Raw genomic sequence first — 25,414 nt, forward strand, 5'->3', positions numbered from 1 at the left:
CTTGAATAAGCTACTTTTTACAAATAAATCTTTTCGCTTTATGGCTTTTGTCCTACCAATATTTATGTGGTGGGGATATAAAGAAGTACAAAACCAATTTGTGCAGCCGCAAGCAGTTGTAGTGTTAGGTGGTTCAACGAGACATTTAGAGCGCGAAAAATTTACAGCAAAATTCGTTCGCGAGCATCCAAATATACCAATTTGGATTACAGGCGGCAGCCCACGTACATTCACCCAAAGAGTGTTTACCAAAGCTGGTGTTGATCCTCAACGTTTACACTTGGATTATGAAGCAGTAGATACAGTTACTAATTTTACTACTTTGGTAGATGATTTGCAAGCTCGCGGCATTAAGAGCGTTTATTTGATTACTTCCGACTTCCACATGCGTCGGGCTTGTGTCATCGGCGAAATTATTTTGGGCAGTCGGGGTATTTATTTAAAACCAGTGCCAGTTCCTTCCGAAAAACCCCCTGAATCTATCGAAAAATCTGTTCGTGATGGAGCTAGAGCGATAATTTGGTTAGCAACTGGTTACACTGGTGTGGATGCCGCTAAAAATAAACGGTAATCAATCTAATTTTAGATTTTGGAATTGGTCAAAATCCAAATGACTAATGACATCTGTCACTAGTCACTTATATGGTTCGGGAAAAAAACGCCCCAAATTTCCCCACAATTTGATACCCTAGCTTAAACAGATTTGAGTAAAGTTAAAGCGTGGAAATTCAACTTGGGCGGGGAAAAACAGCTCGCAGAGCTTACGGAATAGATGAAATTGCTCTAGCCCCTGGTAATAGAACACTAGACCCCAGTTTGGCAGATACTAAGTGGCGTATTGGCAATATTGAGCGAGAAATCCCGATAATTGCTAGTGCTATGGATGGTGTAGTAGATGTTCGTATGGCTGTACGTTTGTCACAGTTAGGAGCATTAGGTGTCCTCAATTTAGAGGGTATTCAAACTCGCTATGCCGACCCTGAGCCAATATTAGATCGGATTGCCTCTGTGGGGAAAGATGAATTTGTTGCCCTCATGCAAGAACTCTATGCCGAACCAATAAAGCCGGAATTAATTGAACAACGTATTCAGGAAATTAAACAACAAGGTGGCATTGCAGCGGTGAGTGCAACTCCAGCCGGTGCAAGTAAATACGGTGAGGTAGTGGCAAAAGCTGGGGCAGATTTATTTTTTGTTCAAGCTACGGTAGTTTCTACTGCACATCTGTCACCAGAGTCTTTAGTACCACTCGATTTAGCAGAGTTTTGTCGTTCCATGCCCATCCCCGTGGTGTTGGGGAATTGCGTGACTTACGAAGTCACGTTGAATTTGTTGAAAGCTGGGGCGGCTGGGGTATTGGTGGGAATTGGGCCTGGTGCGGCTTGTACTTCTCGTGGCGTATTGGGTGTGGGTGTGCCACAGGCAACTGCGATCGCAGATTGTGCCGCAGCACGAGATGATTACTACAAAGAAACTGGCAACTATATTCCCATTATTGCTGATGGCGGTTTAATCACTGGTGGCGACATTTGTAAATGCATCGCCTGTGGTGCAGATGGTGTGATGATTGGCTCCCCCTTTGCCAGAGCCGCAGAAGCCCCTGGAAGAGGTTATCATTGGGGTATGGCGACTCCTAGCCCAGTTTTGCCCCGTGGCACTCGCATTCGCGTTGCCACCACTGGTAGCCTAGAGCAAATACTCATTGGCCCAGCAGGACTAGATGATGGCACTCACAATCTTTTAGGAGCCTTAAAGACCAGCATGGGTACTTTGGGAGCGAAAAATATTAAAGAAATGCAGCAAGTGGAAGTTGTGATTGCACCTTCTTTATTAACCGAGGGCAAAGTTTACCAAAAAGCTCAACAATTAGGTATGGGGAAATAAGGCAATAGGGAATGGGGACTGGGAAAGATTTATTTTAATCGTAATCCCTAATCCTTCAATAAATTTTTCTGGTCGCCTAAACAATTGCTGGAAAAATCCGATATGTCGCTTACAATAGATATAGCGGAGACGCATGTTTCCGTTCACTCCTCACACCACACTCCGCCCGGACTACTGTTCGGGCGGTTCCTTATGTTTGTAAATAAATTCTAGAGCTTCTTTGCAAATGTACATCCTCGCACTCCCAAGCTGAGGTTTTTGCTATGGTAGAATTTTCACCAAGTTCAGATATTATTGGCGAAGGTTTTAGGCATGTCAACAGCCGCACAAGTTACCGATTCTAGTTTCAAGCAAGAAGTACTCGACAGCGATGTACCAGTTTTAGTTGACTTTTGGGCACCCTGGTGCGGACCATGCCGTATGGTAGCTCCTGTTGTCGATGAAATCTCCGAACAGTACAAAGGTCAAATAAAGGTCGTAAAAGTCAACACAGATGAAAATCCTAATGTTGCTAGTCAATATGGCATCCGCAGCATTCCTACATTAATGATTTTTAAGGGTGGACAAAAAGTCGATATGGTGGTTGGCGCCGTGCCTAAAACTACATTAGCTTCCACTCTCGAAAAGCATCTTTGAAACTCAATCGGCAATAAAATCCTCTTGAGTTATCCATTGTGTTCTAACTTAAAGTTAATTTTCATAAACAAGTTTGAGAGGCGCAAATTTGCCGTCGATCAAACTTGTTTACATTTGTATACACTTTCAGAATATTTTTAGGAGTTTTCTAGCTCAAAAACAACTCCCTAATTCCGGTACTACCAATTTCTACTGCTAGCGCCGCCAACAGAAAACCCAAAAGTTGAGTCACAATTACTCCACCTTCTGCACCAATCCACTGGTCAATCAGATTTGCTAAACGCAAAATCAACCAAGTGCTAAACATCGCCCCTAAAATACCTACCGCCACAGCAATATGCGGACTCTGTGATTTCGACATCAGCAACATCACCGTCGTCAAAGTCCCCGGCCCTGCTAGCAGTGGTAAAGCTAGTGGAGTAATTGCAACATCGCGTCCTTCTTCAATAATTGGCTGATCTAATTCTCCCCGCAGCATTTGCAAAGCAATTAACAGCAACAATATTCCTCCTGCTACTCGCAAAGAGCCGATACTGATTTCCAAGTAATTTAAAATTATTTGCCCTGCAAAGGCAAATAACAAAAGAACTGCGATCGCAATGATAATTGCTTTATCTATAACTTTGTTTCTTTGGTCTGGCATCATGCCCTTAGTCAAAACTAAAACAATCGGTATATTGCCCACAGCATCCGCCAAGACAAACACAGCGATAAATGTTTGAATGAGAATAGAAATATCCATAGTAGACAGTTTTTATCAAGGTTTGATCACAACCTAATCTTTATCTTGCTCAGTTTGCTAGAACCTAGAGGAAGATTAAGATCGGTAATAAAACCAGTGTGTTAAAGAAAAGCAATGCTGACGCATTTCTAATTAAGTTCCACAAATGTTGAAGTAGCGATATATTTTGATAATCTCTTTTCCATAAATCAACTGTTCGTTGTTGAATCTATGAAGTCTTATTTAGCCGCCGCTATTCAATTGACCAGTGTGCCCGATCTACACAAAAATTTGGCACAGGCAGAAGAATTAATAGAGCTTGCCGTGCGTCAAGGTGCTGAATTGGTGGGTTTGCCAGAAAACTTTTCCTATATGGGAGAAGAAAAAGATAAACTCGCACAAGGTGATGCGATCGCTCTTGAAAGTGAAAAATTTCTCAAAAAAATGGCTCAACGCTTTCAAATTACCATCTTGGGCGGCAGCTTTCCACTTCCTGTAGATAATACAGGCAAAGTTTATAACACTACTCTACTCATCGACCCCAGCGGTCAAGAGCTTGCCCGCTACTACAAAGTCCACCTATTTGATGTTAATGTCCCTGACGGCAACACCTACCGCGAATCCAGCACGGTTGTGGCTGGTACGCAATTACCCCCCGTCCATTTCTCAGAAAAGCTCGGTAATTTAGGGCTTTCTATTTGTTATGATGTACGATTTCCAGAACTGTATCGTCATCTGGCAGATAAGGGAGCCGATATTATCTTTATTCCCGCCGCTTTTACCGCCTTTACAGGTAAAGACCACTGGCAAGTACTACTACAAGCCAGAGCCATCGAAAATACCGCCTACGTCATTGCTCCCGCCCAAACAGGGAATAACTACGCCCGTCGTCTAACCCACGGTCACGCGGTCATTATCGACCCTTGGGGTGTAATTTTAGCCGATGCTGGAGAAAAACCGGGAATTGCGATCGCAGAAATCAAACCTACTAGGCTCGAACAAGTCCGTCGTCAAATGCCCTCTTTACAGCATCGGGTGTTCTAGGGACTGGGGAAGAAGCAAGGGAGCAGGAAGCAGGGGGCAGGAAGCGAAGAAGGTAATAAATAATGCCCAATTCCCAATTCCCCATTTCCCATTCCCACCCTTTTTGAATAAAACAAAAAACCGGGTAAACACCCGGTTTCTGACAACATTAAAATCATTAGTTTTTTAAGAGCATAGCAAGACTATGCTCCTATTTATTTGCTGTCAAAATTAAACTTTAGCAGCTGATTTGGTAACAACGTTAAGTTCACCTTTAGCATACTTAGCAGCAAAATCTTCCAAAGAAATTTGCTTAATCTTGCTTGCATTGCCAGCTGTGCCAAATTGCTGATAGCGTTCAGCACAAACCTTCTGCATATATGTAATAGAAGGCTTGAGGAAGTGACGGGGGTCAAACTCCTCTGGTTTTTTAGCCAAAGCTTCACGTACAGCAGCAGTAATAGCCAAACGGTTGTCGGTGTCGATGTTTACTTTACGTACACCACTCTTAATACCTTTTTGGATTTCTTCTACAGGTACACCGTAGGTTTCAGGAATTGCACCACCATACTGGTTAATCAGTGCAAGCAAATCTTCAGGTACAGAAGAAGAACCGTGCATTACCAAGTGGGTGTTAGGCAGACGGCGGTGAATTTCTTCAATGCGGCTGATGGCCAAAATTTCACCAGTCGGCTTGCGGGTAAACTTGTAAGCACCGTGGCTTGTGCCAATGGCAACAGCCAAAGCATCTACTTGGGTTGCTTCTACGAAGTCAACAGCTTCATCGGGGTCGGTTAGCAGTTGTGAGTGGTCGAGTGTACCTTCAAACCCGTGACCATCTTCAGCTTCACCAGCACCAGTTTCTAGAGAACCCAAACAACCGAGTTCACCTTCAACACTGACACCCAAAGCATGAGCTACATTTACAACTTCGCGGGTAACATTGACGTTGTATTCAAAGCTAGCGGGAGTTTTAGCATCAGCTTCTAAAGAACCATCCATCATCACGCTGGTGAAGTTGTTCTTAATTGCTGAGTAGCAAGTAGCAGGGGCATTACCATGATCTTGGTGCATGACAATGGGAATGTGAGGATAGGTTTCTACCGCTGCCAAAATCAGGTGGCGGAGGAAGTTTTCTCCTGCATAATTACGAGCGCCGCGTGAAGCTTGTAAAATTACGGGGCTATCTGTCTCGACAGCAGCTTTCAGGATCGCCTGAATCTGCTCCAAATTGTTAACGTTGAAAGCTGGGATGCCGTAACCGTTTTCAGCTGCGTGATCCAACAGCAGCCGCAGTGGTACAAGCGCCATAGATAGTCCTCCTAATGTGGTTGTCAGCTAGTCGGTCTGAGAGAAGCGTAATCATTACGCTAAATCTTAAGAGTTTTTTCAACTTATAGGAAATTATAACTAGTGTGGTGTATATATGTTGAAAAAGTTTACGCCATCGTTACTATAAATATGTTCTATACTCCTGTACTATGCGCCATAGTTACTCTGTGTTGCTGTACATTTAGTTACCCTACAGTTAGTAGCTCTGGTAGCCCACTATCCAAAATGGTCATCTCAAAGCGATCGCACTCCTAACTATTTTGGCAAATCTACAAGCGATCGCATCAGGCAAAAGGCTCTAGTATCTGGACAAATGCTTCGTGTTCAGGAGATTGCAAGCCTGTTTGTAAAACAGTCAATACGGACTGCATATTCCCCGCTAATAACTCTGCAACCCCTAACCACAACCCTGGAAAAACTTGACTTCGCAGAATACCATTACTATCAGTAGCCAACTCTAGATACTCACCCTGTTCCAAATAGAACCAGGTCAATTTCTGATCGAGTACTTGCCAGACGATATATTCTTTGACTCCATTGCGACGATAAGCTTGTTTTTTTGCATGGAGGTCGATGGCGACACTACTAGCAGCAATTTCGACAATTAACTCTGGTGCGCCTTCAATATAATCATCTTCACTCAGCCTTGCTTGACCACCCGCTTCTGGGTTGATCAGAAGTACAGCATCTGGTTGAGGTTCGTTATCTAAATCTAAGCGCACAGTGGGTTCTACTCCCAAAGCTACACCAGGTGTCGCGGCTTCATAAGTACCGAGCCATGCAAGAATCCAACCATGCGGTTGACCGTGACTTCTAAAACGTAAAGCAGCAGGCATGATGTAGACAATTCCCTCAATCAATTCGGCTTTTTTCAAGTTAGGCATGGCATTGTAGCGACGTTCAAATTCATAAAGGCTGAGTTTGTCGCCATTTTCCAGAAGGGGAATTGTCCAATGCTGTGGAAGTGTTTTTACCATGACAATGGTCTTTGGGATTAGTCTATGCCTATCCTACCGAATTGCAGAAATTTCTTGGATGGTGCGATCGCCTTCTTTTAATGTAATTAATACTATGTTAATTTTATGGGTCGCCCGGGATTCGAACCCGGAACTAATCGGTTAAAAGCCGAGTACTCTACCGTTGAGTTAGCGACCCTTTCGCTGCATTTCGCAACTTTGCCATCATAGCACAGACATCTGTAGATTTGTAAAGGGGTTTAGAAAAAATTGGCAGTCAACCTTATAGATGCTGTATGGCTAGCTCCTGGTGCTAACACAGTCAGGTTATCACCAGTATTGAGAGAGTTACGGGTGGCACTCCACGGTTCTAGACAGTAGAATTCTTTGCCCTTGACTGTCCAAAATACCAGGTAGGTAGAGAAATCATCATAATCCAAGGTGAGTTTTAACTTCCGGCTGCGATCTATCGCAGTGGCCGATTGACTTGTTAGCTGTCCAAAGGCAAAATCAATTTCATCACGGCTAAAGTCAAAATTGCCGTCAAAAGAGTGAATTTCTTTAGTTAGATTGTCTTGATACTGCTTAGAGGGAATTTCAAGCTCTAACTGAGTTTTATCACCACACAGAAAGTAGGGATGGAAACCAGCCGAAAAAGGCATTGGTGTGGATGACAAGTTTTTATACTGCTGGCGGACTTCTAGAGTATTACCTTGAAGTTCGTAGGTGAAAGCCAGTTGAAAATCAAAAGGATAAACTGCTTTGGTTTGCTCATTGCTATTCAGAACGACAGTGAGACTAGCTTTATCTCCAGTTTCTTGTTCTGTTACTTTCCACGGCAATTCACGGGCAAAACCATGTTGTTTGAGAGTATATTTCTGACCGTTATGAGTGTAAGTATTATCTGGTAGATTGCCACAAATAGGAAACAAAATTGGATTTCCACCTCTGACACTCAACTCAGGATGAGTAAAGCGTTCAGTATCCAGGTAGAAAATTTCTTGCCCTTGAATGCGCCAACGGGTGATGATACCGCCGCGTTCGGGTACGACTTCCAATTGAGAACCAGCGGCTTCGTCAGAAAGAATATAGGTCTTGTATTGTTGCTGTCGAACTGCAATGCTAAACACAAATTTTAGTCCTGGGTAAGATGGAGTGCTGAGTACTTAGTGCTGAGTCCTGAGCAGAATACAAAAGTACTCAGCACTCAGCACTCATAACTCAGCACTGTTTATTCGTCTTCTGCAAACACGAAACGATATAACTCGCTAGGGTCTGGCTCAGGGCTGCTTTCGGCGAACTTAACTGCATCGTCGATTACATCCTGAATTTTACGGTCAATGGCTTTGATTTCTCCCTCATCTGCCAGATTTTGCTCAACCAAATAAGTTGCCAACTTCTTAATTGGGTCACGGGCGAACCAAAATTCTTTCTCCGCTTTGCTTCGCATTTCATCAGGGTCAGCCAAAGAGTGACCCCGGAAGCGGTAGGTAAGCGCCTCAATTAATGTTGGGCCTTCACCTGCACGGGCACGGGCTACAGCTTCTTGAGCCACGGCTCGGACTGCTAGTACATCCATGCCATCTACTTCTACACCCACCATGTTAAATACACTGGCTTTTTTATAAATCTCTGGCTGGGAAGTGGCTCGTTCGTGAGACATTCCAATAGCCCACTTATTGTTTTCGACCACAAACAGAATTGGCAGTTTCCATAGAGCTGCCATATTTAGCGTCTCGAAAAACTGACCGTTATTAGCTGCACCGTCGCCAAAAAAGCAAGCTGTCACTTGGTCAGCATTTTTATCTCCCAACACTTCGCGGCGGTATTTGCTCGTGAAAGCCGCTCCAGCTGCTACAGGGATTCCCTCAGCCACAAAAGCATAGCCACCCAGCAAGCGATGTTCGGCAGAAAACATGTGCATGGAACCACCGCGCCCTTTGCTGCAACCTGTGGCTTTGCCAAATAATTCTGCCATTACCTCTCTTGCTGGTACTCCCGCACTCAGAGCATGAACGTGGTCGCGGTAAGTACTACAAACGTAATCTTCACCCGGTCGCATCGACTGCACAACACCGCTGCAAACGGCTTCTTGACCGTTGTACAAATGGACAAAACCAAACATTTTGCCCCTGTAGTACATTTCAGCGCACTTGTCTTCAAACAAGCGCCCTAATACCATATCCTCATACAACCGTAACCCTTCTTCTTTTGTAATATGCGTAGTAGCAGGATTAAAAGTGGGTAAAGTACGCTCTTGAACCATTATTTTTGAGTATCCCTGTTGTACAACTTAAAGTTACGGTCTTAAATAAGTTGGTCTGATAACACCTCGGCTTTTAACAGGCTAGCGTTTGTAAGACCCAACGATCAAACTTTATTTATGCACCAAAAAAGGGTCTTAGGGAATAGCTGAATTTTTAATTTTTGATTTTTAACTTTTCAGCTTATGCCCCGTGAGGATTTGGCGCTAACGGCAACATCTACCGCTTTGGGTTTTTCTCTCTCACTGAAACAGTTCCCAGTAACGAGTGTTCGACTAGGAATCAAATCAGTTGCGATTAGCGAGTACTGAATGAAAAGATTCACAATTACTACGTCTTACTCATTACTTCTTACTCAGAACTCAGCACTCAGCACTCCTAAATATTCCCCTTTACAGACTAGCAATCAAGATAGACTGCTTTCTGCATATCTATTAACAATTTAAAAAAAAAGCAGGCAAAAATCTATAATACCTAAATAGGTAATTGTAATAAAGGGTAAATTATGATATGATTTTTGTCTCCTGTTATCAGGGTAAATCCCCAATAGTGGTATTTTTGTTACTGCATAGTGGGAAAGCCCCAAAAAAATCAATCATCAATAGATTCTTCCAACCACAACAATTATGCCGTAATTAAAAGCGGTAGTTGTGGTTTGTGGTATCGAAGGCTGATAATAGTTGTGTTAAACAAAAATACTAAGAATTAAAACAAACAATTGAGGCTTTCTAGGCGAAAGCAAAAAATTAGTACTAGAATGTGACTCAAAATTTCGGGAAGGTACAAAACAAGTTGTTGCAATATACACTTGTAGAGTAAATTCTATACGGCATTTTTATGGCACGGTTTTACAGGCCTGGAAAGCTCTAGGTGAATTATGTTGATCACGGTGCAGGGGAAGTAGGCTGTGCGAATTCCGCTAGATTACTACCGAATTTTAGGACTACCGTTAGCGGCAAGTGAAGAACAATTGCGACAAGCATACAGCGATCGCATTGTACAATTGCCGCGACGTGAGTATTCTCAGGCAGCAATTTCTTCTCGTAAACAACTCATAGAAGAAGCTTACGTGGTTTTATCAGATCCAAAACAACGCAGTACCTACGATCATCTCTATCTTGCCCACGCCTATGATCCTGATAACCTTGCTGCTGCCACAGTAGCACTGGAAAATCCTCCAGAAAGCACCAAAAGGGGTAGTGATACCCAGAGTCTGGGTATCGAAATTAGCCAAGACGAATTAGTGGGCGCTTTATTGATTTTGCAAGAGTTGGGGGAATACGAACTTGTACTGAAATTAGGTCGTCCGTACCTGGTAAATAAAAATGGTGCTACAAGTGCAAGAAAAGGCAATAATTTAGCAGACGAAGAAATACACGAAAGTGCTGAACATCCTGATGTCGTTCTCACTGTCGCCCTTGCTTGTCTAGAATTAGGTCGTGAACAGTGGCAACAAGGTCATTATGAAAATGCCGCCATATCTTTAGAAACTGGTCAAGAACTGCTAGTACGCGAAGGGTTGTTTGCCAGCGTCCAGGCAGAAATTCAAGCGGATCTTTATAAATTGCGACCATATCGAATTTTGGAGTTGCTGGCACTACCTCAAGAAAAGACTGCCGAACGAAGCCAAGGTTTGGAATTATTGCAAAACCTCTTAGAAGATCGTGGCGGGATTGATGGCACGAACAATGATGATTCTGGTCTAAACATAGATGACTTTCTGCGGTTTATTCAGCAGTTACGCAACCACTTAACAGTCGCCGAACAGCACAAGTTATTTGAAGCCCAAAGCAAACGCAATTCTGCTGTTGCCACTTACTTAGCTGTTTATGCGTTGATAGCGCGGGGATTTGCTCAACGGCAACCTGCTTTAATTCGTCAAGCAAGACAAATGCTCATACGTCTCGGCAAGCGCCAAGATGTACATTTAGAACAGTCTTTATGTGCGTTACTTTTGGGACAAACTGAAGAAGCAACTCGGGTTTTAGAACTTAGTCAGGAGTACGAAGCTTTAGCTTTTATTCGAGAAAAATCTCAAGACTCTCCAGATTTATTACCAGGGCTGTGTCTATATGCAGAACAGTGGTTGCAACACGAAGTATTTCCCCATTTTCGAGATTTAGCAAACCAGCAAGCTTTTCTAAAAGATTACTTTGCTAACCAACAGGTACAAGCTTATTTAGAAGCACTGCCAACGGATGCAGAAACAACTAATGAGTGGGCTGTAATTAACCCCCAAAATTTTCCTCAGCCACAGACAAATAATTCGCCTTTCCCTAAAAATTCAACTAGGACTCCAAAGCAATTTAACCACAGCAGAACACCTGACCTAGATTTGCCAGACACACCAGAATATTCCAACTTCTCACCACCAATGTGGAATTCATCTGGAAGTGTAAAATCAGAGGTTCCTGCTGCTGAACGAACGAGCAGAGGCACTAATCAGAATTTGAACGGTTCAGCTAAAAGTCCTACACCCGGTCAGAACCAAAAGCGTCGGCGGAGAAAACCTACTCCATCTAATATCCGGGAGCGTGTACCGGATAATCGTCCCCATTCTCGTCGTCCTCGGCGGCGGCGAACTTTTGCTAACACCATTGAAGGGAAAACACGGCTGGTATGGAGAGTGTTTATTTCTTTAGTGAGTATTTTAGTTTTCTGGGTGTTAGCCACAACAACTTTTGGATGGTTAAAAAATCTGTTTTTTCCTACACGATCTGTACCTCCTTCACATTTGTTTGTACAAATAAATCAACCACCAATATCTATTCCCGATCCAAATAGTCCACCACAAGGATTAGATGGCCCTTTAACAGATGCAGCGGCAGAGGAAATCATTCGCACTTGGCTATCTACTAAAGCCGAAGCTTTAGGGCCGAATCATGAGATTAATAATTTAGAGCAGATTTTAACTGGTTCAGCTTTGTCTCAATGGCGGGTGATTGCTCAACAGGCTAGGTCTGACAACCGCTACCGCAAGTACGAGCATAGTGTAAAGGTGGAATCTGTAGAGAAAATTGATTTATTTGCAGATCGTGCCGCAGTGGTAGCTACGGTGAAGGAAGCGACGCAGTTATATGAAAATGGTCAGTTTAAAAACTCTTCTAACGAGAATTTGCGGGTTCGGTATGATTTGATTCGACAACGAAGTAAATGGCGTATTCAGAGTGCATCTGTTGTGAATCAGATAATTAGATAAGTTGGAATTTTTAGGTTTCCAATACCCCTAACAAACTTTTCAACATCAAATAAGTAGAAGTCCCTCCTGGGTCTGGATGTCCGATACTCCGTTCCCCCAGGTAGCTAGCCCGTCCCTTTTTCGCTTGCATTGGTATAGTTTCCTGCAACCCTTTTTGAGCTGCTACTACAGCCTGTTGCATAGCTTCCAGCGTTCCCTTACTTTCTCCTATAGCTTGCCCAAAAGCGTCTACAGCCGGAGATAGCACATCCACCATTGTTTTGTCTCCTAGTTGCGCTTTGCCACGTTGCAGCACGCCGTCTAAGCCTGCTTGCAGTATTCCTAAAACATCTTGTTCTGTTAATTCTTGCTTACCAACTACTGCTGTACTGGCTCTTAAAAACCAAGTGCCATAAAGAGGGCCACTAGCACCGCCAATAGAAGAAATTAAGGTCATACTCACGGCTTTGAGAATGCTGCTGATATCCTTGTCTGTAAGAGTTGGTAACTGAGCGCTTACCTTTTTGAAGCCGCGATCCATATTGATCCCGTGATCAGCATCTCCGATCGCAGCATCTAATTCTGTCAAATATGCTTTATTCTGCTCTATCTCGGTTGCATAAGCCTGCAACCATTGCAATATCTGCGGCTGACTCAACATAATTCGTAATTCGTAATTCGTAATTCGTAATTCGTAATTAGTTAAATTTCCCAGCGCCAACTTGGTGTTTTGACTGGTGCATCCCATAGGCGGATCATCTCGTCATCTAATTTCAGCAGGGTAATGGAGCAACCTTGCATTTCTAGAGATGTGATGTAAGGGCCTATCAAGTTTCGCACAATTTGCAATCCTTGCTGTTCGCAGATTTGGGCGAGTTTGCGGTAAACAATATACAGTTCGGAAATCGGAGTTCCACCCATACTATTGACGAAAGCTAATAAGCGATCGCCTTTGGCAAATGGTAGACTTGTTAGCTCTACATCTACCCATTCTCCTTTGTCTTCGTCCCATTCGCGGAGCGTGCGGGTGTATGCTGCATCTTCAATGAGCGATCGCGTTAAAATTTCGGTAATCTCATCTACTGATTTTATCGCTGTACGTTCTGTTCCTGGCTCACCGTGGATACCGATACCTAATTCAATTTCGCGATCGCTCAATTCAAATGTCGGCGTTCCATTAGCGGGGGCTGTACAAGATGTTAGAGCAATTCCCATACTTCGCCCATTCAAATTTACTCGGCGACACAAATTTGCTATTTGTGGCAAATCATACCCAGCCTCAGCCGCCGCACCACAAATTTTTTCTGCCAGGATTGTTGTTCCTACACCTCGCCGTCCTTGGGTATAGAGACTATCCTTGACTGCTACATCGTCATCAATCAAAATATTTAGCGATCGAATGCCCTCACTACGGGCTAACTCAGTTGCCATTTCAAAGTTCATCACATCGCCACTGTAATTTTTGACGATATAAAGGATACCAGAGCCTCCATCTACTTGTTTGGCTGCTTCTAGCATTTGGTCAGGAGTTGGTGAAGTGAAAACCTCACCAGGACAAGCTGCGTCAAGCATTCCTTTACCCACGAAGCCAGAGTGCATTGGTTCATGGCCACTGCCACCACCTGAAATAATTGCTACTTTACCCGGAATAGGTGCATTGGCTCGATAGACAAAAGTCGGATCGTAGTTCAGTTTAATTAAATCGGAATGAGCCGCCGCCATACCTTCTAGACTTTCGCGCACAAAGTCTTCTGGCTTGTTGATCAGCTTTTTCATAATCCGTGTTTGGTTAAAAGGGTGCTAAAACTCAGGTTATAGCGCTTATGGTTTGTATGCAATATAGTGTGACCTCTCTCTAAATCTCTCTCTTAAAAGGAGAGACTTTGAAATTTCCCCCTTCCTGCGTCGGGAAGGGGTTAGGGGGTTACGTTTTTCGTGGGTTTTGCCATATAACCGAATAATTATAAATTATTTGGTCAATCCAAAGATTCCATTAACTCAATACACTTGTGCATCTGCTGGCGCATGGTTTCCCGATCAGCATGAAACCTTCGTCCATGACCTGGTAGCACCCACTCAAAAGAGTAATTAGCCAAGTTACGCATCGATTTAATCTGTTCTGACCAAGAATACCAGCAGGCATTGTGGAATGCAGTCAGTTGGTGCAAGCTTTCTGACCAAGCGAGATGATCGCCAGTGAAGAGAAACTTATTTTTGTAGAGTAAAACAGTTTGTCCTTTCGTGTGACCGGGAACTGGGATAATTAATAAATCTGGAGTTAAGGTAAATGGTTCAGAACCAGTTAGCTGTATTTCAACATTGCGAGTATCAGCAGTAATATCATCAGTGTGGAGGATGCGATCGCACTGAAAATGCTCGGCAAACTTTTGATGATCTGCCACATCATCCTTATGAGTTAGGTACATATAACGAATTGGCCCCAGTTCTTCTAAACGCTTAACTAAAGGCGGCGTAAACCGGGGAGAATCTACCAAAATGTTACCTTCTGGAAGCCGAATTAAATAGCTAGCAGCACCATAAGATTTTTCAGAATGATAGCCGCAGTGGTAAATATTTTCTGTTACTAATATTGGAAAACTTTGTTGAACAGCTTTGATATCTTTTGGCTTTTCAACTGTACCAATAGAACTAGTAGGACAAGCTAAAAGTGCTTGCAGTGCGGCTAATCTTTCCGCTTCATTTGTTGGTTGATGATAAACAGCCGATTGGTCATCAACATCATAAAATACTTCAGGAGCCATCCAGCGACAGGTATCACAATCAATACAAGTAGTATCTACATAAAAATCGCCGTTGACATTTTGGGGACGACGCTGATTTAAATGAGCCATATTAATCCTTTTGCTTCCAGCCGCATACTGGGGAGCGATAAACCTTATATCGCTACGCTAGCAAAAGTAACTTGAGACTGTAGCCGCCACTAGAAGTAAATCTGCTCAAAAATATAAAGACTCGTGAAACCCAGTAAGCATAAATTGGGAAAACTGAACACAGACACTATCTGCTGATATATTCCCAAATATGCTTTACTGTTCTAATTCCAATTATTCAAATCCCTTTAACCTAATGACAAATTGTTTATCTCCTGGAAACTAGATTAATTATTTGGTTGTTTCCTGAGTATTTCTCAACTTAAATGCCAGATTTTTTTGTTTTTAATAGGAACAGCGGCAAAAGTACAACAATTATGGTCTTGACTTATGTAAAAATGAACTTAGTCAAAAATCATGCTCTGGGTTGCTCATCTAAATGAGTAGTAATGGTCAAATCAAAATTCTGTTTCTGGCAGCAGATCCCAGTGATGCTGCACGATTACGCTTGGGACAAGAGTTGCGTGATATTCGTGAGAGACTACAACTAGCAAAAGAGCGAGATAGATTTATTCTAGACTCCCGTGAATCTGTACGTCCGGGAGATATCAGCCAAGCAATATTCGATTTTGAGCCACAGATTGTGCATTTCTCTGGACATGGAACCAGTACGGGTGAGCTTTGTCTTGAAGATTTACTCGGAAAATACCAACCTGTACAACCCGATGCCCTAGCGGCGTTATTTGAACTAGTAGCCGATCAAATAAATTGTGTGATGTTGAATGCGTGCTATTCCGAAGCTCAAGCAAAAGCGATCGCAGAACATATTCCTTTTGTCATTGGCATGAATAAAGCAATTGGAGATCAAGCCGCGATCGCTTTTGCTGTTGGTTTTTACAAAGCATTGGGAGCAAGGCGGACGATAGATCAGGCTTACAAGTTCGGTTGTGTCGAAATTAGATTGCAAGGCATTGCAGAACATTTGACTCCAGTTCTGTACACCAAACAAAACTCAGTGTCTCCAGCCTCAGAGGTACAGGAGATAGCCTTAAATAAATCAACTGGAGTAGCAAATGCACAGTCAACTAGTTTAAATCTGGGGCAAAGGCAGCGAATTTTACAGGAAATCGAAAGCCTCCAGGGACAGTACGATTTATTAAGTCAGAAGTTGAGCCGTTTACGCTTGGATTTAGTAATAGAATCTGGCACTGTCGTCAAGTTTCAGTTAGAAAAGCAGATTGAAAATGCTGAAGCTGAAAGAACACAACTTACTCAACGGATTGAGCAGCTAGAAAACAGCCTGTAATAAAAATAGTAATATCTCAATAGTTGGGTATTAAAACTCACAGATGTCTTCAGTTCGGCATTTACAGCAAAAACGGGAAGAACTTCAACAACACTACGATGCGTTTAGCGAGAAGATCAGGTTGTTGCGGAATCAACACGCCATTGAAGCGGGGGCTTCAGTAGCTTTTCAGCTAGACAAGGAGATTAAGCGGGTTGAAGGAGAGCGCGATCGCCTCCTGAAGCAGATTCAGATTATTGAGAGGTCTTGCAAGAGTGAGCCAATACACAGTGAACTGTTTCGCCTCAACTACATAGCACAGGTACAGTTATTCCGAGAATTTATTACAGAAAAACGTATAGGAGCTTTCTTAGTTCATGGCTCTCCAGAATATGGTCAAATCTGGTTACTGAAGCGTTTGTTACAGAAAATTCCTGAAAGTACAGTGACTTCCCCAATCCCATTTCATCTCAAACGCAGGGTACTTAGGAGCGATATTGCAGCCCTATGGAGAGAGTTGGGTCGTCAGATCGGAGTACAAGATTTTTCATCCCATGAGGAGATTGCCAGGAATGTAGTTGCTCAATTGAAAACTCAACATATCATCCTAGTATTTCACGATCTCGATTGCATTGATGAAACCTATCTGCACGAATTAATCCGTGATTTTTGGTTGCCCCTGGTAAACTCAACCCCACAGACAATTTGCTCAAGCAACGAATTTTTTCTACTGATGTTTTTGCTTGACCAAGATGGTTGTGTCAACACTTGGAATCTTGAGTTTGCAGATCAGCTCGATCTGGTATGGAAACCCCATATTCCTATTAGGCTACCGATGATTGACCCCTTATCTGAGGAAGTCTTGGTTAACTGGATGGAAAATGCAATTGATATTCTACCAATCCAGATGACTAAAAAAATTAACTATACAGTTCAGGTGATTCTAGAGAAGAGTGAAGGCATTCCAGAGCGTGTGTTTGCTGAAATTTTTGGTTTGTGTGGCTGTAACTGGCAGGAGGAAGAAACTCGGTGGTTAGAACTTTAGACGGAAAGCGGCTGAAATACATAGGTAAAGTTCAACCCCAGCCAGGAGAGCAAGACCCGGAGACGGGGCAAATTTTGTATCCCTACTTGCCTAGTGAGAAATTAGTAGAGGCTGTGAATTTAGCGATCGCCCTCGAACGCCCCTTACTATTAAAGGGAGAACCAGGATGCGGCAAGACAAAATTGGCTCGTGCAGTGGCTTATGAGTTGGGTTTACCTTATGAAGCTTGGTACATCAAATCTACTAGTCGAGCGCGGGATGGTCTTTATACTTATGATGCAGTTGGCAGGTTGCGGGATGCTCAACTTGCTGCTTCCAAAATAGATGAAGAAGCCGCAGTCCAAGCAAAAAATGCTGATGCCTATGTAGAGTGGGGGCCGTTAGGACGTGCCTTTCGCAACGAGCAGCCAACTGTGGTTTTGATTGATGAAATAGATAAAGCTGACATTGACTTTCCTAACGATCTGCTGTTAGAGCTTGATGAGCAAAGGTTTGAAGTCACAGAAGTAAAACAAAACAGTCCTCTCAAGAAAATTCAGGCTAAAGGAACACCAATTGTTTTTATCACCAGTAACGATGAGAAAGACTTGCCTGATGCCTTCTTACGTCGTTGTTTATTTCACTATGTAAAATTCCCTGAACGTCAGCAGTTAATCGAAATTGTTAAAACTCGTTTTACAACTTCGCCTTTGGAATTAGTGGACGCAATTATTGACCGCTTTTTAGAACTGCGTGAAGAGATGCGACGGGACAAGGGCGAAGCAGGAAAAAAGGTCAGTACCAGCGAACTGATGGATTGGGTGCGGATTCTTAGTCATCATCAAGATGATGAAATTCTCAGCAAGTTAAAAACAGAACTTCTGTATCCTGGGGTGTTGCTGAAGAGTTGGGATGATTATCGCCGTTATGGTGAACAAATGCGATCGCAGCCAGAAGCATGAAGATAGAAGCTCTCCACAAAGAACTACCACTGCTTGAGCTTTTTACACAACTGCGCGAGGCAGGTTTGCCTTTGGGTATCGATGAATACCGCCTTGCTCTGACAGCTTTACAGGAAGGCTTTGGCACGACTGACCAAGAAGCGTTAGCAGAACTGTGCCGTACCTTGTGGGTGAAATCCCAGGATGAAGAACATCTGTTCAATTATCACTTTCAGCAGGTAATAACAGAACCTTATCCTCTAAAACCTTCTGTTACAAGGCAAGAAGAGAAAACTACTTTCTCCCCATCTCCCGAAGTACAACAAGCGTTAGAAAGTCAGGGTAATTATTCACCTGAGCCACCCAATACAACACCTGCCACTATACCCGTTTCATCGGAATTAATGGAAGTACAGGATGAGATGCAAGTGGCTGAAGCAGTACAGATTACTACTCAAAATAATGAGGAAATTACTGTTAATCGCTTTACCGAAACCGATGAGTATTTTCCAGTGACGCGGCGGCAGATGAAACAAAGCTGGCGGCATTTACGCCGAATGGTACGCGAAGGTTTGCCTACAGAGTTAGACATAGAGGCAACTATTGAGCAAGTGGTACGGCAGGGGGTTTTGCTAGAGCCTGTACTGATGCCCAATCGGGTGAATAGAACTGAACTGCTGTTGCTTATTGACCATAAGGGATCAATGGTTCCCTTTCACGGACTATCCCAGCGATTAGCCCAGACAGCATTACGAGGCGGACGCTTAGGAAAAGCTAGTATTTACTACTTTCACAATTGCCCAACTAAGTATCTTTACCATGACCAGACGCGCCAAAAAGCCGAACCTGTCACAGATTTTCTAGCTCAGTTGCGCCCAGAGCGTTCCTCTGTATTAATTTTTAGTGATGGGGGAGCAGCACGGGGCGGTTTTAGTCTGGAACGGCTAGAGTTAACCCAAAAAATTTTAGACCAGTTGAAACAGCGATCGCGTTATATTGCATGGCTGAATCCAATGGCAACAGAGCGCTGGTTTGGCACAACAGCAGGAGAAATTGCCCATTTAGTGCCGATGTTTGAAGTTAGCCGACACGGTTTTGATGGTGCGATCGATGTGTTACGCGGCCGGGGAATCAATGCACAATTAAGGTAGGGGCTGTAATCAATCTAACTGGGAGTATTTTAAGGGTAGAAAGCATGAAGGCAGAAGTCGCTAGTCGTCGAATTGAGTCTTTTGGTCAACGCTTCGGGGAAGCGCATCTCTATTTTGCTTATCATGCTGCTTTTCCGTTAGCCCTTACCCCAGACTTACTTTACCGCTTATGGGCGAATTTTCAACGAGATATTAATCGTGAAGTACTAAGTATCCCTTGGATGGCTGTGGCTGATTTACTACTTTCTAGCCTTTGCGATGAGGTGGGACATGAACTCTACGAGATGGATACAGCAATACGAAATGACCTGTTGAGAGAGTTGAGAGAGAATATTCGTTTTGGCGAAAAGCGGATTAATGAATTGTCTGATTTTTTGCTCACCTATGTGCAGCAACAAATTGAAAGTCACGACCCAGATATTCGTGATTTTGCTCAGGCTCAGAAGTGGACAGCGTTAGCCTATACGCGCCCAAGTCAGGCGGCGCGTGAATTAGCATCTATCCTTGGAGGCTTAAAGTTAGAGGAAAAGGCAGAGTGGGTTCGTATAACATCGCTAGTAGAAACTTTTGCAGAGCCATTATCAGAATTCCAGCCGCTTCTAATTTATGCTCGTGGGATGGCAAACTTTGTCCGTGGTAAGCAAGAACACGCAACAACCCAGATTACAGGATTATTAGCAAACCAAGAGCCTCAACTAAACATTGCTGGAGTAAACCTGCTAATTCCTAAAGAGATAGCTGATTCTCTTGAAGAACCTAGCTATATTATTAAACCCCAAACTAATATTAATTCTTCACAAAAATATACCACTACTCGCATTTTGGCTGTAGATGATGTACCTGATAATCTCTTGCTAATTCATACAATTTTAGAAGGCGAGGGATATGAAATAAATTTAGTATCAGATGGCAAAACTGCTTTGGTACAAGTTGAACAATCTCCACCTGATTTAATTATTTTAGATGTTAAAATGCCAGAAATCGACGGTTATGAGGTTACACGCCGCATCCGCAATAACCATAATCTTCCCTACATTCCGATCCTACTAATTTCATCGTTTGTTGAATCTAATGTTGTAGAAGGCTTAGACACTGGAGCCGATGATTTTATTCGTAAACCAATTGATGTAGATGAGCTATTAGCAAGGGTGCGATCGCTGTTGCGGCTGAAAGACATGATTGACAGGCGTGACCGAATAGACAATCATTTAAATCAGTCCTCTTCAGAAAACTTAAGCAATTTTAGTTCTGTCTCACCTTTTAATAATCAGAGCAAAGAAACTGAACCAAATGTAAGAATCTACGAGTTAGCAAAAGGGCTAAATGTAGACAACCAACATGTCCTAGCAGTCTGTAACTCACTTGGAATTGAAGTAACAAGTCATTTCAATATGATTTCTAACTCAGATGTTCAGCGTATCCATGCTGCTTTTCGAGACTATACAACTCCTGTCCCACCTTTTAATAATCAGAGCAAAGAAACTGAACCAAATGTAAGAATCTACGAGCTAGCAAAAGAACTAAATGTAGACAACCAACATGTTCTAGCAATATGTAAGTCGCTTGGAATTGAAGTAGCAAGCCATCTCAACATGATTTCTACCTCAGATGTTCAACGTATCCATACTGCTTTTAGAGACTATGCAACTTCTGGTCAATCTTTTGATTTTAGTAGTGAATTTATTCCAAAAACAGAGACTCTGAAAGATGAGATTATCTCTCACAAAAGATTAGACCCCTCTCGGTTACAGGATTTACTTGCAGTAGGAAGATGGCAAGAAGCTGATCAAGAAACTGAGCAGTTAATTATTCAGATTGCTGACGCTGAGAGACAAGGTTTGCTTGGTGTAGAAGAACTCAAAAATCTTTCATGTCATGATTTACGAGTAATTGATCGGCTTTGGGTGGAATACAGTAATGGACATTTTGGCTTTAGTGTGCAGAAAAAGATATGGGAAAGTTTTGGATTTACTAACAATATTAGAGACTATAATATATGGTGGAGTTTTGGTAATAGTGTAGGATGGCGTGTAAAAGATAGATGGCTTCCTTATGAACGAATAAAATTTACATTTCAAGCTCCCAAAGGGCATCTACCATTTTTTAGAGCATGGATAGGAATGAGAAAAACAGGGCTTGTATATTCAATGCATCAAGTAAATCGTTTTCATGCTTTTATGTATAGGTGTGGATCTTGCAATCTTACTCAAGAATAATTAATATTATTGCTAAATATAATATTTATACTTTAGTTGTGAAACTGTATTAAACTAATTTGTCGCGTTTTTATAAGGGATTAATATTAAATTGCAAAATACAGCTAGCGCTAAAACTAACTGTATAACAACTTTTTTAAACCCATAATTTCCAAAAAAATAAAAGTTTTTTAATTTTGAATCTCTGAAAATGCGATCGCGCCCCTTTACCAAACGCGATCGCTAAATTTTCCATCCCCTATCCAATAAAATGCAGATGATTACTCACCGCACTAATTAAATTATGGGTAACGGGAAGACTATCAACTACCATCCCCAGACACAACAGCATCATGTAGGAGATGGAATAGAGAAACAACTCTTTAGCTACAGCGCGATCCTCTGGATTTTGCAACAACCGCCAAGATTTGTGGATAAATAATCCTCCCAGAATTAAGGCGATCGCAGCATAAAGAATTCCACTTGCGCCCAAAGGATAAACCAATAACACGGTTGCAAATACTGTTACTAGCGTGTAGTACCAAATCTGCTTCACGGTTGCCGTATCACCTTCAATCACGGGTAGCATTGGTATCCCCACCTTTGCGTAATCATCCCGAATCATCAGAGCTAAAGCCCAGAAATGGGGTGGTGTCCACAAAAAGACGATGGCAAAAATTAACCATGCTGACCAGCTTAATGTGCCTGTGACAGCAGCCCAACCCACTAACGCCGGAATTGCCCCAGCAGCTCCACCGATAACGATATTCTGAGTGCTGTGGCGTTTTAGCCAGTGGGTATAAACCAAAATATAAAAGACGATACCAGAGAAGGCTAGCAGCGCGGCTAACAGGTTGGCAAATACTGCCAAGAGTGTAAAGGAAATCGTCGCCAGTGCGATCGCAAAAATTAGAGCATCGCGCGGCTGCACTTTACCCGAAGGCATCGGACGATGGCGCGTCCGCTCCATGTCATAATCAATATCCCGGTCATAGACACAGTTAATCGTCTGGGCGCTTGCAGCAGCCAATGTGCCACCAGTGAGAGTTACTAGCAACAGCAATGGATCTACTTCACCCTTAGCAGCAATCCACATACTTCCAGCCGTGGTAATCAAAAGCAACGGAATAATCCGAGGCTTCGTTAGCTGGTAGTAACTTTGAATTACCTGTAAAAATGTTCCGTGGTGGCGAGAGACATTAGTCTCAATCATTTTGGCTCTGGTTCCTTATTTTTCAACAACTTACAGCAGAATTCAGGAGTCAGGATTCAGAATTCAGAAGTAAAACAGGTTTTATACCTGGCTTTGAGACTTAGCTTGTGTACAACACTTTCCTTGAAATCTGCTGTATATGCAGCCCCCGCTCTAGCTGGCTCTTTCAGGCAAATGAAAACACAGACGCATCATCAGGGCTGAGTTAAGAGTACAGACAAGGGTTAACCCTTGTCTGTACAAGAGTTAGGAGTTCTTTTCCTGCTCCCTCATCTCCTCCACTCCCTACTCAGCACTCAGTACTCGTGACTCAGCACTCACAGAGTCACGCAGTGCGAGAACTGTGAAAACCACCAAAGTACCCAGCAAAGTAGCTCCTATAGCTTGGTGAGAGACGGTGAGAGGCTCGACTTGGAGATGTAATTTGAAAGTGGCGAATCCCAACAAGATTTGTAAGATTAACAACCCACCAGCCATATTTGCCAGTCGCCGTAAGGCTGGATGTAGTGCTGGTGTCCGCCAACAGATAAATACCATTGCCAAAGTTGCCACTGTTGGCGGCACCAAACCAGCAATATGGCTGTACATTACAGTACAAAGTTGAGAACCGCCCAGGCATTGGTGTAGCGCCCAGCGAGAGCCTACCAAAGCACCTAGCAGACTTTGCAGGTAAACCAGAACAGCGGCAGTTAAACCGATCCAAGGCAACTTACCAACGGTTCCGGTTCCCTGATAGGGAGTAAGTGCCGTGCCGATAATCAGGAGGGTGCTAAAAAATAACAGCGCCGTTCCTAAGTGGGCGGTAACGATATCAAACCGCAACAGTTCGGTGACGGTGAGTCCCCCCAAGATGCCTTGGAAGACGATTAGAAATAGGGCGAATGTAGATGCCCAAGGCAGCCAAGAGGGTAAGAAACGACGATGCCACCAGGACAAACCAAAGAGTGCGATCGCGCTTAAACCAATTAAAGCCGCATCCAATCTGTGAAACCACTCCAAAAACACTTGGAGATTCATTTGCTTGGCTGGCACCAGTTCGCCATAGCATAAGGGCCAGTCTGGGCAAGCAAGTCCAGCATTCATCACGCGGGTGGCACTGCCTATTGCCATCAAAATTAAGGTGGCTATGCATATTTTCCACACCAAGCGCCGAATCATTTCCTTGGGCTTTTGCTGCTGAAGAGCCGCTTCATTTTGTTGTTGTAGGACAAATTCGCTCATTAACGATACCTTCTGCCCGCTCTTGGTGGATCTGTTAAAATTTTCAATTTTCTTTTAGCGTCCTATCTCCACCCTAGCGTATAGGCTATGGGTTTATAGATTAGCACTCACTTATACTTTGAATCACTCCAGCAAGGTTTTGCCTGAAGCTTTAGGTATTTTTCAAGATGTCAGAAATGGATTAATCACAATTAATTTAAGCATTCTAAATTTTTCCTTAAACTTTTTCACTGATTTTCATCTATTTTTGGCGTTGTATGATAGTAAACTCATACTCAAAATTACTAAAATAGCCAAAGAAATTAATAAAAATTTCAGACCTTTCTCCCCCATGTCTAACAGCCTAGACTACCTTAGTAAGTGAGTAGCTTCGAGATAACATAGTAAATTCAATTAAGTAAGCACGTGAAGATTCCAACTTCCATCTGGACATTACTCATTGGCATCGTGCTAACGCTAGCCAGCCTTTGGTACGGTCAAAATCACGGTCTGTTGCCAGCAGCCGCCACTGATGAAGCCGTCTTGGTGGATGGTCTGTTCAACGCGATGATGATCGTTTCTACAGGGATATTTCTGCTCGTTGAAGGTATTTTAATTTACTCTGCATTTAGATATCGTCGGCGTGCAGGTGACAATGAAGACGGCCCACCAGTTGAAGGCAATATACCTCTAGAAATTCTCTGGACGGCGATCCCAGCAATTATCGTTATTGGCATTTCTGTTTACAGCTTTGATGTTTACAACGAAATCGGTGGGTTTGATCCCCATGCTATCCATGAAGCACCGATGAGTCAGGAGTCAATGAAAATGCCAGGGCATGGGAGTGCAATGGCTGCAACTTTAAGCGATACTCCTCCTAGCACCGAACCCAACCTCAATCAAGAAAAATCTGATGAGGCAATGCAAGACCCAGCTACGGCAGCAGTTCGTAATGCTGACCAAATTCCCCAACTGCGGAATGCCCCAGGTGTAGGTAGTGTTGCTCCGACAATTGGGGGAACTCCTGATAAAGCAGGTAAACCAGCTGAATTACAAGTCAACGTCACTGGTCTACAATATGCCTGGATTTTCACCTATCCTGAAACTGGTATAACTACAGGTGAAATGCACGTCCCCATCGGGCGAGAAGTGCAAATCAGTATGACCGCCAACGATGTCATTCATGCCTTCTGGGTGCCAGAGTTCCGCCTGAAACAAGATGCGATCCCCGGTAGGCAAAGCGAGATTCGCTTCACCCCTCAAAAAGCAGGAGACTATACCCTGATCTGTGCAGAACTTTGTGGCCCCTACCACGGTGCAATGAGAGCGCCAGTAGTTGTTGAGCCACAAGAAGCCTTTGATAAATGGATGCAAGAACAGCTAGTTGCTAGCCGTGAAACGCTAAATCAAGCCATTGCTGTTAACCCTGCGAATCTATCCCCAAATGAATTTCTCGCTCCTTACACCAAGGATATGGGAATTAAGCCAGAAATCCTGCATCAAGTTCACAAATAGTCATTGGTCATTAGTCATTAGTCATTAGTCACTGGTCATTAGTACTCATACAAATGACAGGTGAT

The 25,414-nt window shown here is 43.1% G+C and carries 21 protein-coding genes, 1 tRNA gene and 1 pseudogene; 12 read left to right on the forward strand and 11 right to left on the reverse strand.

Going from position 1 to position 25,414, the window contains the following annotated elements; genetic code table 11:
• The first annotated feature begins 40 nt into the window (after positions 1 to 40).
• The 3 genes from RMY27_RS25910 (at position 41) to trxA (ending at position 2,520) form a co-directional block, all read left to right on the forward strand.
• Positions 41 to 571: a YdcF family protein gene (locus RMY27_RS25910; RefSeq protein WP_099101842.1), complete on the forward strand. Its 531-nt coding sequence runs from the start codon at positions 41 to 43 to the stop codon at positions 569 to 571.
• Positions 572 to 720: 149 nt separating this feature from the next.
• The gene (locus tag RMY27_RS25915; RefSeq protein ID WP_322667742.1) at positions 721 to 1,884 is read left to right on the forward strand and encodes a GuaB3 family IMP dehydrogenase-related protein; all 1,164 of its coding nucleotides are present in this window, start codon (positions 721 to 723) and stop codon (positions 1,882 to 1,884) included.
• Between the two features lie 312 nt (positions 1,885 to 2,196).
• Positions 2,197 to 2,520 (forward strand): thioredoxin, encoded by a 324-nt coding sequence (gene trxA, locus RMY27_RS25920; protein WP_104909616.1) that lies wholly within the window; start codon positions 2,197 to 2,199, stop codon positions 2,518 to 2,520.
• A 148-nt stretch (positions 2,521 to 2,668) separates the two neighbouring features.
• Here the strand turns inward: trxA and RMY27_RS25925 are convergent, their stop codons facing one another.
• Positions 2,669 to 3,262, reverse strand: a complete 594-nt coding sequence (locus RMY27_RS25925; protein WP_322667743.1) for a MarC family protein — start codon at positions 3,260 to 3,262, stop codon at positions 2,669 to 2,671.
• 210 nt (positions 3,263 to 3,472) lie between these two features.
• On the opposite strand from RMY27_RS25925, the gene RMY27_RS25930 reads away from it, so the two are divergent.
• A complete protein-coding gene (locus RMY27_RS25930; protein WP_322667744.1) occupies positions 3,473 to 4,285 on the forward strand; it encodes a carbon-nitrogen hydrolase family protein in 813 nt (270 codons plus the stop codon).
• 210 nt (positions 4,286 to 4,495) lie between these two features.
• On the opposite strand, the gene fba is transcribed toward RMY27_RS25930, so the two are convergent.
• The 5 genes from fba to pdhA form a co-directional block, all read right to left on the reverse strand.
• Positions 4,496 to 5,575 (reverse strand): class II fructose-bisphosphate aldolase, encoded by a 1,080-nt coding sequence (gene fba / locus RMY27_RS25935; RefSeq protein ID WP_012411833.1) that lies wholly within the window; start codon positions 5,573 to 5,575, stop codon positions 4,496 to 4,498.
• A 305-nt stretch (positions 5,576 to 5,880) separates the two neighbouring features.
• Positions 5,881 to 6,573 (reverse strand): Uma2 family endonuclease, encoded by a 693-nt coding sequence (locus RMY27_RS25940; protein ID WP_322667745.1) that lies wholly within the window; start codon positions 6,571 to 6,573, stop codon positions 5,881 to 5,883.
• A 106-nt stretch (positions 6,574 to 6,679) separates the two neighbouring features.
• A tRNA-Lys gene (locus RMY27_RS25945) sits at positions 6,680 to 6,751 on the reverse strand.
• A 61-nt stretch (positions 6,752 to 6,812) separates the two neighbouring features.
• Complete coding sequence (locus tag RMY27_RS25950) at positions 6,813 to 7,682, reverse strand: aldose epimerase (RefSeq protein ID WP_322667746.1); 870 nt, start codon at positions 7,680 to 7,682, stop codon at positions 6,813 to 6,815.
• 101 nt (positions 7,683 to 7,783) lie between these two features.
• Positions 7,784 to 8,818, reverse strand: a complete 1,035-nt coding sequence (pdhA, locus tag RMY27_RS25955) for a pyruvate dehydrogenase (acetyl-transferring) E1 component subunit alpha (RefSeq protein ID WP_322667747.1) — start codon at positions 8,816 to 8,818, stop codon at positions 7,784 to 7,786.
• A 905-nt stretch (positions 8,819 to 9,723) separates the two neighbouring features.
• Between pdhA and RMY27_RS25960 the strand changes: the two genes are divergently transcribed.
• Positions 9,724 to 12,015, forward strand: a complete 2,292-nt coding sequence (locus tag RMY27_RS25960; protein WP_322667748.1) for an IMS domain-containing protein — start codon at positions 9,724 to 9,726, stop codon at positions 12,013 to 12,015.
• A gap of 10 nt (positions 12,016 to 12,025) precedes the next feature.
• Here the strand turns inward: RMY27_RS25960 and dhaL are convergent, their stop codons facing one another.
• The 3 genes from dhaL to RMY27_RS25975 form a co-directional block, all read right to left on the reverse strand.
• On the reverse strand, positions 12,026 to 12,655 hold the full coding sequence (dhaL, locus tag RMY27_RS25965) for a dihydroxyacetone kinase subunit DhaL (RefSeq protein WP_322667767.1): 630 nt from the start codon (positions 12,653 to 12,655) through the stop codon (positions 12,026 to 12,028).
• A 41-nt stretch (positions 12,656 to 12,696) separates the two neighbouring features.
• Positions 12,697 to 13,770: a dihydroxyacetone kinase subunit DhaK gene (gene dhaK, locus RMY27_RS25970; protein ID WP_322667749.1), complete on the reverse strand. Its 1,074-nt coding sequence runs from the start codon at positions 13,768 to 13,770 to the stop codon at positions 12,697 to 12,699.
• Between the two features lie 200 nt (positions 13,771 to 13,970).
• Positions 13,971 to 14,846: an MBL fold metallo-hydrolase gene (locus tag RMY27_RS25975; RefSeq protein WP_322667750.1), complete on the reverse strand. Its 876-nt coding sequence runs from the start codon at positions 14,844 to 14,846 to the stop codon at positions 13,971 to 13,973.
• A gap of 418 nt (positions 14,847 to 15,264) precedes the next feature.
• On the opposite strand from RMY27_RS25975, the gene RMY27_RS25980 reads away from it, so the two are divergent.
• The 6 genes and pseudogenes from RMY27_RS25980 (at position 15,265) to RMY27_RS26005 (ending at position 21,442) form a co-directional block, all read left to right on the forward strand.
• Positions 15,265 to 16,131: a CHAT domain-containing protein gene (locus RMY27_RS25980; protein ID WP_322667751.1), complete on the forward strand. Its 867-nt coding sequence runs from the start codon at positions 15,265 to 15,267 to the stop codon at positions 16,129 to 16,131.
• 43 nt (positions 16,132 to 16,174) lie between these two features.
• Positions 16,175 to 17,155 carry a hypothetical protein gene (locus RMY27_RS25985; protein WP_322667752.1) on the forward strand — a complete coding sequence of 327 codons (981 nt, stop codon included), beginning with the start codon at positions 16,175 to 16,177 and terminating at the stop codon, positions 17,153 to 17,155.
• Positions 17,140 to 18,096 carry a MoxR family ATPase gene (locus RMY27_RS25990; RefSeq protein ID WP_322667753.1) on the forward strand — a complete coding sequence of 319 codons (957 nt, stop codon included), beginning with the start codon at positions 17,140 to 17,142 and terminating at the stop codon, positions 18,094 to 18,096. The genes RMY27_RS25985 and RMY27_RS25990 overlap by 16 nt, the downstream gene beginning before the upstream one ends.
• Positions 18,093 to 19,226, forward strand: coding sequence for a hypothetical protein (locus RMY27_RS25995; RefSeq protein WP_322667754.1), 1,134 nt, complete (start codon positions 18,093 to 18,095; stop codon positions 19,224 to 19,226). Before RMY27_RS25990 ends, RMY27_RS25995 begins: the two co-directional genes overlap by 4 nt.
• Before the next feature lie 785 nt (positions 19,227 to 20,011).
• Positions 20,012 to 20,425, forward strand: a pseudogene (locus tag RMY27_RS26000) (response regulator); the annotation flags it as partial.
• Positions 20,402 to 21,442 carry a translation initiation factor IF-2 N-terminal domain-containing protein gene (locus tag RMY27_RS26005; RefSeq protein WP_322667768.1) on the forward strand — a complete coding sequence of 347 codons (1,041 nt, stop codon included), beginning with the start codon at positions 20,402 to 20,404 and terminating at the stop codon, positions 21,440 to 21,442. The pseudogene RMY27_RS26000 and the gene RMY27_RS26005, both read left to right, overlap by 24 nt.
• Before the next feature lie 238 nt (positions 21,443 to 21,680).
• On the opposite strand, the gene RMY27_RS26010 is transcribed toward RMY27_RS26005, so the two are convergent.
• On the reverse strand, positions 21,681 to 22,634 hold the full coding sequence (locus RMY27_RS26010) for a heme o synthase (protein WP_322667755.1): 954 nt from the start codon (positions 22,632 to 22,634) through the stop codon (positions 21,681 to 21,683).
• Positions 22,635 to 22,919: 285 nt separating this feature from the next.
• Complete coding sequence (locus RMY27_RS26015) at positions 22,920 to 23,855, reverse strand: heme A synthase (RefSeq protein WP_322667756.1); 936 nt, start codon at positions 23,853 to 23,855, stop codon at positions 22,920 to 22,922.
• Positions 23,856 to 24,260: 405 nt separating this feature from the next.
• Here RMY27_RS26015 and RMY27_RS26020 point away from each other — a divergent pair, with 405 nt between their 5' ends.
• Positions 24,261 to 25,349, forward strand: coding sequence for a cytochrome c oxidase subunit II (locus tag RMY27_RS26020; RefSeq protein WP_322667757.1), 1,089 nt, complete (start codon positions 24,261 to 24,263; stop codon positions 25,347 to 25,349).
• Positions 25,350 to 25,414: the final 65 nt, after the last annotated feature.

The organism is Nostoc sp. DedQUE09 (assembly GCF_034530915.1).
Lineage (GTDB): Bacteria > Cyanobacteriota > Cyanobacteriia > Cyanobacteriales > Nostocaceae > Nostoc.

Bases quoted from the DNA above. Each gene is read 5' to 3' on its own strand.
- RMY27_RS25910 (WP_099101842.1), top strand. From the start codon at position 41: ATGGCTTTTGTCCTACCAATATTTATGTGGTGGGGATATAAAGAAGTA.
- trxA (WP_104909616.1), top strand. From the start codon at position 2,197: ATGTCAACAGCCGCACAAGTTACCGATTCTAGTTTCAAGCAAGAAGTA.
- RMY27_RS25925 (WP_322667743.1), bottom strand. From the start codon at position 3,262: ATGGATATTTCTATTCTCATTCAAACATTTATCGCTGTGTTTGTCTTG.
- RMY27_RS25930 (WP_322667744.1), top strand. From the start codon at position 3,473: ATGAAGTCTTATTTAGCCGCCGCTATTCAATTGACCAGTGTGCCCGAT.
- fba (WP_012411833.1), bottom strand. From the start codon at position 5,575: ATGGCGCTTGTACCACTGCGGCTGCTGTTGGATCACGCAGCTGAAAAC.
- RMY27_RS25940 (WP_322667745.1), bottom strand. From the start codon at position 6,573: ATGGTAAAAACACTTCCACAGCATTGGACAATTCCCCTTCTGGAAAAT.
- pdhA (WP_322667747.1), bottom strand. From the start codon at position 8,818: ATGGTTCAAGAGCGTACTTTACCCACTTTTAATCCTGCTACTACGCAT.
- dhaL (WP_322667767.1), bottom strand. From the start codon at position 12,655: ATGTTGAGTCAGCCGCAGATATTGCAATGGTTGCAGGCTTATGCAACC.
- dhaK (WP_322667749.1), bottom strand. From the start codon at position 13,770: ATGAAAAAGCTGATCAACAAGCCAGAAGACTTTGTGCGCGAAAGTCTA.
- RMY27_RS25975 (WP_322667750.1), bottom strand. From the start codon at position 14,846: ATGGCTCATTTAAATCAGCGTCGTCCCCAAAATGTCAACGGCGATTTT.
- RMY27_RS25980 (WP_322667751.1), top strand. From the start codon at position 15,265: ATGAGTAGTAATGGTCAAATCAAAATTCTGTTTCTGGCAGCAGATCCC.
- RMY27_RS25985 (WP_322667752.1), top strand. From the start codon at position 16,175: ATGTCTTCAGTTCGGCATTTACAGCAAAAACGGGAAGAACTTCAACAA.
- RMY27_RS25995 (WP_322667754.1), top strand. From the start codon at position 18,093: ATGAAGATAGAAGCTCTCCACAAAGAACTACCACTGCTTGAGCTTTTT.
- RMY27_RS26005 (WP_322667768.1), top strand. From the start codon at position 20,402: ATGATTGACAGGCGTGACCGAATAGACAATCATTTAAATCAGTCCTCT.
- RMY27_RS26010 (WP_322667755.1), bottom strand. From the start codon at position 22,634: ATGATTGAGACTAATGTCTCTCGCCACCACGGAACATTTTTACAGGTA.
- RMY27_RS26015 (WP_322667756.1), bottom strand. From the start codon at position 23,855: ATGAGCGAATTTGTCCTACAACAACAAAATGAAGCGGCTCTTCAGCAG.